At 70.2% G+C, this 6855-nt stretch carries 8 protein-coding genes; 5 read left to right on the top strand and 3 right to left on the bottom strand.

Translation table 11 applies throughout. From position 1 onward, the window contains the following. From HV824_RS24570 to HV824_RS24560, 3 genes are all read left to right on the top strand, one after another. Positions 1-1832: DNA translocase FtsK (locus HV824_RS24570; protein WP_176424361.1), on the top strand; the 1832-nt coding region annotated here is incomplete at its 5' end. A gap of 120 nt (positions 1833-1952) precedes the next feature. Then, complete coding sequence (locus HV824_RS24565) at positions 1953-2237, top strand: antibiotic biosynthesis monooxygenase (RefSeq protein ID WP_163884327.1); 285 nt, start codon at positions 1953-1955, stop codon at positions 2235-2237. Between the two features lie 6 nt (positions 2238-2243). Further along, positions 2244-3545: a class I SAM-dependent RNA methyltransferase gene (locus HV824_RS24560; RefSeq protein ID WP_176416130.1), complete on the top strand. Its 1302-nt coding sequence runs from the start codon at positions 2244-2246 to the stop codon at positions 3543-3545. Here the strand turns inward: HV824_RS24560 and plsY are convergent. Both plsY and HV824_RS24550 read right to left on the bottom strand, forming a co-directional pair. Then, complete coding sequence (gene plsY / locus HV824_RS24555) at positions 3462-4040, bottom strand: glycerol-3-phosphate 1-O-acyltransferase PlsY (RefSeq protein ID WP_176416129.1); 579 nt, start codon at positions 4038-4040, stop codon at positions 3462-3464. The two genes, HV824_RS24560 and plsY, sit on opposite strands and share 84 nt — an antisense overlap. 11 nt (positions 4041-4051) lie before the next feature. After that, positions 4052-4483 carry a DUF2752 domain-containing protein gene (locus tag HV824_RS24550; protein WP_176416128.1) on the bottom strand — a complete coding sequence of 144 codons (432 nt, stop codon included), beginning with the start codon at positions 4481-4483 and terminating at the stop codon, positions 4052-4054. Between the two features lie 88 nt (positions 4484-4571). Between HV824_RS24550 and HV824_RS24545 the strand changes: the two genes are divergently transcribed. Next, positions 4572-5141, top strand: a complete 570-nt coding sequence (locus tag HV824_RS24545) for a DUF4920 domain-containing protein (RefSeq protein WP_176416127.1) — start codon at positions 4572-4574, stop codon at positions 5139-5141. A gap of 6 nt (positions 5142-5147) precedes the next feature. Continuing rightward, a complete protein-coding gene (locus tag HV824_RS24540; RefSeq protein ID WP_176416126.1) occupies positions 5148-5729 on the top strand; it encodes a hypothetical protein in 582 nt (193 codons plus the stop codon). 119 nt (positions 5730-5848) lie between these two features. Here HV824_RS24540 and HV824_RS24535 read toward each other — a convergent pair whose 3' ends face one another. Then, complete coding sequence (locus tag HV824_RS24535) at positions 5849-6766, bottom strand: hypothetical protein (RefSeq protein ID WP_368670851.1); 918 nt, start codon at positions 6764-6766, stop codon at positions 5849-5851. Between the last annotated feature and the right edge of the window lie 89 nt (positions 6767-6855).

Raw genomic sequence — 6855 nt, 5'->3', positions numbered from 1 at the left:
CCGCCGCGCCGGCCGACCTCGCCCCGGCGGCGCCTTCCGCGCTGGCACGCATGCCGCTCATCGTGGAGCCCAAGGCCCCGCCCAAGCCCACCGTCAAGAAGAGCCAGGACCAGTTCGAGTTCGTCGGGGACCGCAAGAGCTTCTCGCTGCCTCCGCTCGACGTGCTCGAGTGCGACAAGACGGAGCGCTCCGCGCTGGACAAGGACGTGTACCTGTCCACGGCGGAGAAGCTGCGCGCGAAGCTGGCGGACTTCGGCATCGTCGGCGAGGTGGTGGAGATTCGCCCCGGCCCCGTCGTCACCATGTACGAGTTCCTCCCGGGCCCCGGCATCAAGGTGAGCAAGATTGCCGCGCTCGCGGACGACCTCGCCATGGCCATGGAGGCCATGCGCGTGCGCATCGTCGCGCCCATCCCCGGCAAGGGCGTGGTGGGCATCGAGGTGCCGAACAGGGACCGCGAAACCGTCTACCTCAAGGAGATTGCCGAGCAGGACGCCTTCAACAAGGGCGCCAGCAAGCTGACCATGTGCGTGGGCAAGGACATCGAGGGCATGCCGTACGTCCTCGACCTGGCCAAGGCGCCCCACCTGCTCATCGCCGGTACCACCGGCTCCGGCAAGTCGGTGGCGGTGAACTCCATGATCATGAGCATCCTCCTCAAGGCCACGCCCGAGGAGGTCCGCTTCATCATGGTGGACCCGAAGATGCTGGAGCTCTCCGTCTACGAGGGCATCCCCCACCTGCTGCTGCCGGTGGTGACGGACCCGAAGAAGGCGGCGCTCGCGCTGCGCTGGGCCGTGGAGGAGATGGAGCGCCGCTACCAGATGCTGTCCGAGGCGGGCGTGCGCAACATCGCCGGCTTCAACAAGCTGGTGGAGAGCACCGCGGTGGAGGCGAAGCCGGCCGCCGAGTCCACGCCGAAGAAGAAGGCGAAGCCGAAGAACGTGCTCGTGCTCGACGGAGAGAGCCCCAAGTCCTCCATGCCCGCGGGCGGCGAGAGCCTGGGCGTCGCCGCGCCCCGGGACGACGATGACGACGGGTTCGAGGCGCAGGCGTCCGAGGAAGAGGCCGAGGCCCCGGAGCTGGAGGCCGAGCCCGAGGACACCGAGGCGCTGGAGGCTGGCGAGTCCACCGAGCCGGAGAAGAAGCAGCTCAAGAAGCTGCCCTACATCGTGGTCATCATCGACGAGCTCGCCGACCTGATGATGGTGGCCAGCCGCGAGGTGGAGACGTACGTCGCCCGCCTGGCGCAGATGGCCCGCGCCTCCGGCATCCACCTGATGGTCGCCACGCAGCGCCCGTCCACGGACGTCGTCACCGGTATCATCAAGGCCAACTTCCCCACGCGCGTCAGCTTCATGCTGCGCTCGAAGCCGGACTCGATGACGATTCTGGGCACGGTGGGCGCCGAGTCCCTGCTGGGCATGGGCGACATGCTCATCATGCCGCCCACCAGCGCGCACCTGCAGCGCGTGCACGGCGCCTTCGTTTCAGAGAACGAAATCAAGAAGGCGGTGGACCACCTCAAGGCCCAGGGCAAGCCCGTCTACGACGACTCCATCCTCAAGCCGCGCGACGAGGACGTGGAAGGTGGCGGCGAGGAGGACGAGCTGTCCGACGAGCTGTACGACCAGGCGCTCGCGACGGTCAGCGAGATGCGCGCCGTGTCCATCTCCATGCTCCAGCGCAAGATGCGCATCGGCTACAACCGCGCGGCCCGCATGATTGAGCGGATGGAGCGCGACGGCGTGGTGGGCGCGGCGGATGGCGCCAAGCCCAGAGAGGTGCTCATCCGAGGCCTGGGCGACATGCCCGGCGCCGGGGCCATGTAAGGCCCACGTGGCCGCCGGCTCCCGGAGGGGATGAGAGGCGGTGGCCCTGGCGGTTCCACTTCACAAAGGGCGTCCTGGCTCGGCCCGGACGCCCTCGCTGTTTTCCACCAGGGCGTGCCCATGATTGTCGCCATCTCCCGCTTCCGGCCGGCCCCCGAGGAGGCGGACCGCCTGGTCGCCCGCTTCCAGGCGCGGACGCGGGCGGTGGACGGCTACCCAGGCTTCCTGGGGCTGGAGGTACTGCGCTCCTTCGAGCGACCGCCGGAGCTGATGCTGGTGACGCGCTGGCGGGACAAGGCCTCCATGCGGGCCTACTTCCAGTCCGAGGACTTCCAGCGGGCGCGGGAGGCGAGCGCCCAGCAGGAGGACGCCACCTTCGCCCTCTACGAGGTGGTGGGCACATGAAACGCGATGCCGGTTCCCAAGCGGCCCGGTGTCGTCTATGGGCGGAACCCCATGGCTGAACGCATTGCCCTTTTCGCCACCGCCGCCCGCGGCACCGAAGACCTCCTGGCCGACGAGCTGAAGGAGCTCGGCGCCCGCCGCATCCGCCAGGACCGCGGCGGCGTCCGCTTCATGGCCACGCTCGACGAGGCGCTCATGGTGGCGCTCTGGTCCCGCATCGCCATGCGCGTGCTCTATCCGCTGGGCACCTTCGAGGCCCGGGGCGCGGAAGGCCTGTACGAAGCCGCCGCCAGCATCCCTTGGGAGGAGCACCTCACTCCCGACCACACCTTCGCGGTGGATGCCACGCTGAAGGACAGCGAGCACAGCCACTCCGGCTTCGTGGCCCTCAAGGTGAAGGACGCCATCGTCGACCGGATGCGCGACACGAAAGGCGCCCGGCCGGACGTGAATACGCGCGACCCGGACATCCGCGTGGTGGCGCACCTCGCCCGCGAGACGCTGTCCCTGTCCCTGGACCTGTGCGGTGAGCCGCTGCACCGCCGGGGCTACCGCGTGCGCCCCACGCCCGCCCCGCTGAAGGAGACGCTGGCCGCGGCGGTGCTGCGCGCGGCGAACTACACCGGGACGGAGGGCCTGGTGGACCCGATGTGCGGCTCCGGCACGCTCATCATCGAGGCAGGGCTCATCGCCCGCCGGCGCGCGCCCGGGCTCAACCGGGACTTCGCGGTAGAGCGCTGGCCGGAGCTGGGCGCCCGGGCCCGCGAGCTGCTCGCGGACATGCGCGCGGATGCCCGCCGCAACGAGCGGAAGGTGGAAGTGCCGCTGCTCGGCTTCGACAAGGACCCGGAGGCGCTGGAGGCCGCCAGTCGCAACGTGCGTGCCGCTCGCCTGACGGAGGAAATCCAATTGGCCGAAGGTGACGCGACCCGGCTTCCGCCGCTGCCGGAGACAGGCGGCTTGCTCGTCACCAACCCGCCCTACGGCGACCGGCTCGGCACGGGCGGCCAGAAGGGCATGAAGAGCTTCTACTTCAAGCTCGGGGAGTCGCTGCGCGTGCCGGGCTGGCGCGTCTGGGTCATCTGCGGCAACCCCGGCTTCGAGAGCGCCTTCCACGCGCGCCCCTCCGCGAAGCGGGACCTCTGGAACGGCCCCATCGCCTGCTCGCTGCTGGGCTACCGTCCGCCAGACGGGGGCAGCGCGCGGGGGGACATCGGGGATGGCTCAGAAGCGCCGCTCGGTGCGCCGCGCCAGCCGGAGGATGTTGCCCCGGTGCGTCCACAGCATGAGGGCGAAGAGGAGGGCTGAGAGGCCCGCGTACTCCACGGCCCGCGCGGTGAGCGCCGCAGTGCCCACCGCCGTGGCCCCCGCCGCCAGCGAGCCCAGCGAGCTCACGCGCGACACGGCGAAGACGGTGACGTACACCAGCGCGGCCGCCAGCGCCGCCTGGGGCACCAGCACCAGCAACACGCCCAATGCGGTGGCCACGCCCTTGCCGCCCTGGAGCTTCAGCCACACCGGGTAGATGTGGCCCAGCACCGCGGCCAGCCCCACCGCCACGTGTACGGTGGGCGCATCCGGCAGCAGGCGCACCGCGAGGACCACGGGCAGCGCGCCCTTGACGGCATCCAGCAGCAACACCACCGCGCCCAGCTTCTTGCCCGCCACGCGCGTGACGTTGGTGGCGCCGATGTTCCCACTGCCACCCGTGCGCACGTCCACGCCGCGCAGCCACCGCGTCAGCAACACACCGAAGGGAATGGAGCCGGCGAGATAGCCCAGCAGGACGAGCGCGGAGGTCACGAAGCGGAAGGCTACAGCAGCAGGTGGGGGAAGCGCGTCTTCACCACCACATAGGCGTAATTGACCAGGATGATGATGGGCGCCAGGACGCCCAGGACGCTCCACTCACGGGGGGAGAGCTCCACCTGGGGGATGGGCATCGCGAACACCAGGTGCAACACCATGACCACCGCCGCCAGGGCGAACAGGATGGCCGCCACCGTTCCCAGGGGGTTGGCCTCCCAGGCGCCGGCGAAGTTGAGGTGCGATACCCGGTCGGCCACGCGCGTCAGACCGCAGCCGAGGCAGGGCCACCCTGTCTGCTCCCTGAGCACACAGCCCCAGAAGGGGATGATGCGGGCCACCGGGATGTAGCGCGCCACGAGCAGCCCCACCACGCCGGCGAGGCCCATGGCGTCCACGGTGCTGAAACGGCGGTTGCGGGGAGGGATGACGACCTTCAAGCGCACCTCGTCAGCGTGTGCGGGTGGATGGACTTTAGTACGGGGGTCGCCTTGCCGGAGCAAAGACTTTTGGCTAAGCGGACGGGGTATGAACACGCTCCGCACGTCCCTGATGCTGCTGGTTGCCGTTCCCCTGGTTGCCCTCGCGGGTGACAAGTCCTCCGCCAAGGCCGGCAAGGCCGCCGAGGCCGACTGCCACCACCCTCCCGCCCCGCAGGCGAAGACGGAACCCAAGGCCGAGGCCGCCGCGCCCGCGAACAATGGCTGGAAGCTCACCCGCGGCGAGCCGCTCAAGGGCGCCAAGGCGGTGAAGCTCGCGGACGTGCTGGCCAGGCCCCAGGCCCACGACGGCAAGACGGTGCTGCTCGAGGGCCAGGTGCGCAAGGCGTGTGAGCGCAAGGGCTGCTGGATGGAGCTGGCGGCGACCGGCCAGGACAAGGGCCCCGGCGTGCGCGTGACGTTCAAGGACTACGGCTTCTTCGTCCCCCTGGACTCCGCGGGCTCGCAGGCGCGCGTGGAAGGCGTGCTGAAGGTGGCCGAGCTGACCGACAGCCGCGCCCAGCACTACGAGTCGGAGGGCGCCATCGTCCCCCGCGGCGCCGATGGCAAGCCGCGCGAGGTGCAGCTGGTGGCCACGGGCGTCGAGCTGCGCCGCTGAGACGACATGGCACGAAGCTTCAGCATGCGCGGCGTGCAGGGCGCGGCGGACCGCGCCGTGCAGCACGCCCGCGCATGGATGTTGGAGACAGAGCCGGGCTCGCGCGTGCATGACGTGCAGTTGGACCCGCGCTTCCAGCACCGGGGGGTGGACCTGCTCTGGGAGCTCCCCTCGGGAGAGGTGCGCGGCATCGAGGTGAAGGGCGACCGCAACGCCACCCGCCGCCGCTACTTCTTCGAGCTGGTGTCCAACCTGGAGAAGGACACCCCGGGATGCTTCCTCTACAGCGGCGCGGACCTGCTGGTGTACGTCTTCCTCTCGCAGGGAGAGCTGCACGTCGTGCCCATGAAGGCGGCGCGTGAGTGGTTCCTCCCCCGAGCGAAGGAGTACCCGCTCAAGCACGCCTTCACGCAGACGGGCGCCATCCGCTACACCACCGTGGGCGCCGTGGTCCCCGTGCGGGACGTGGCGGAAGGTGTCCCCGGCGTGCTTCGCGTTCCGCTGAAGCGCAGGGGCGGCGCGAAGGACGTGCCGGAAGAGGTGCCGCCTGCCTCCGAATCTCCTCAGGGGCAGGAAACAACCGGTTAGGACAGAGGGGCGCAGGCGCGGCTCCCTGGCGCCCGCTGTCCTCGGTGGAGCCGCTGACGGGCGCCTGCGCCCACGCGTCGTGACAGGAGGCCACGCAGGCCCGCTGTCACGCGTGTGACTCAGCGACCGTGACGGTGACGGCGGTGGCCGGGGTGAATCTTGTCGTGGGCCGCCTCCAGGCGCTCGGAGATGCCCATCAGCTCCAGCAGCGACTCGCGGTCGTTCTGCGCCTTGTAGACGTGCTCCAGGCGGGGAACGAGGTCCAGCGCGAGGTGCAAATCGCCGCCCTGCTCCGCCGCTGCCAGCAGCGTGCGAGCCGCCGCCGCCGCCTGACCGTGCGCCTTGATGTGGATGAGGCCGTCCACCGCCAGCAGGCGGGCGATGGGCGAGCGCTCGGTGTCCTCGGTGAGCTTCACCATGTCCTCGGTGGCGGGCGCCAGCTCGCCCTTCGCCGCGCGGACGATGGCGCGCGAGATTCCACGGCGGTCCGGCAGGAGGAACTCCTCCAGGTCCGCGAAGGACTCCGCGTGGCCCACGTGGCCCGACGACGCCAGCGCCTCGGCGAGGCTGTCGAAGATTTCGGCCTGCTTCTCCGTGAAGGGTGCCAGCGCCTCGCGCATGAAGCGCTCCTGCGGCGCACCCTTCTCGTCGAGCGGCATCTTCGCGCGCACGGCGCTCATCTTCTCAAAGGCGGCGTCCACCGCCGCGTCCTGCCGCCCATCCAGCAGGAACGCCAACTGCTGCATCAGGTTCGCCAGCGTGTCGGCCATCTCCATGGGCGACACGCGGTCCGGCAGCCAGCGGCTCCACAACTCCACCGCCGCCGCCACCGCGAAGTCCTTGAAGGGCCCGGTGCCCTTCCACTTCGGCTGCCACTGCTGGGCAATGCCAATCGGGAAGGTCGACTCCGCCAGCTTGCGGAAGTCGTCCTCGCCCACGGCAATGCCGTAGTGGCCGAGCGTCCCGAGCAGGGCCTCCGTCGAGTACTCCTTCAGGCCCTTCTGCTGCCACGACTTGTCCACTCGCTGCGTGCTCACCTGGATCTCCGCTGCCCTGGACGCCGGCCATCGGCGCACCAAGCGGCCTTCTAGCGGAAGCCGGGGCGGACGTGCACCACCACGTGCAT

The sequence above is a fragment of the Myxococcus sp. AM009 genome (genome assembly GCF_013372605.1).
In the GTDB taxonomy this organism is placed as follows: Bacteria; Myxococcota; Myxococcia; order Myxococcales; family Myxococcaceae; genus Myxococcus; species Myxococcus vastator.
The sequence above is the reverse complement of the archived record's forward strand: the minus strand, read 5'-3'. Positions and strand labels throughout refer to the sequence as shown.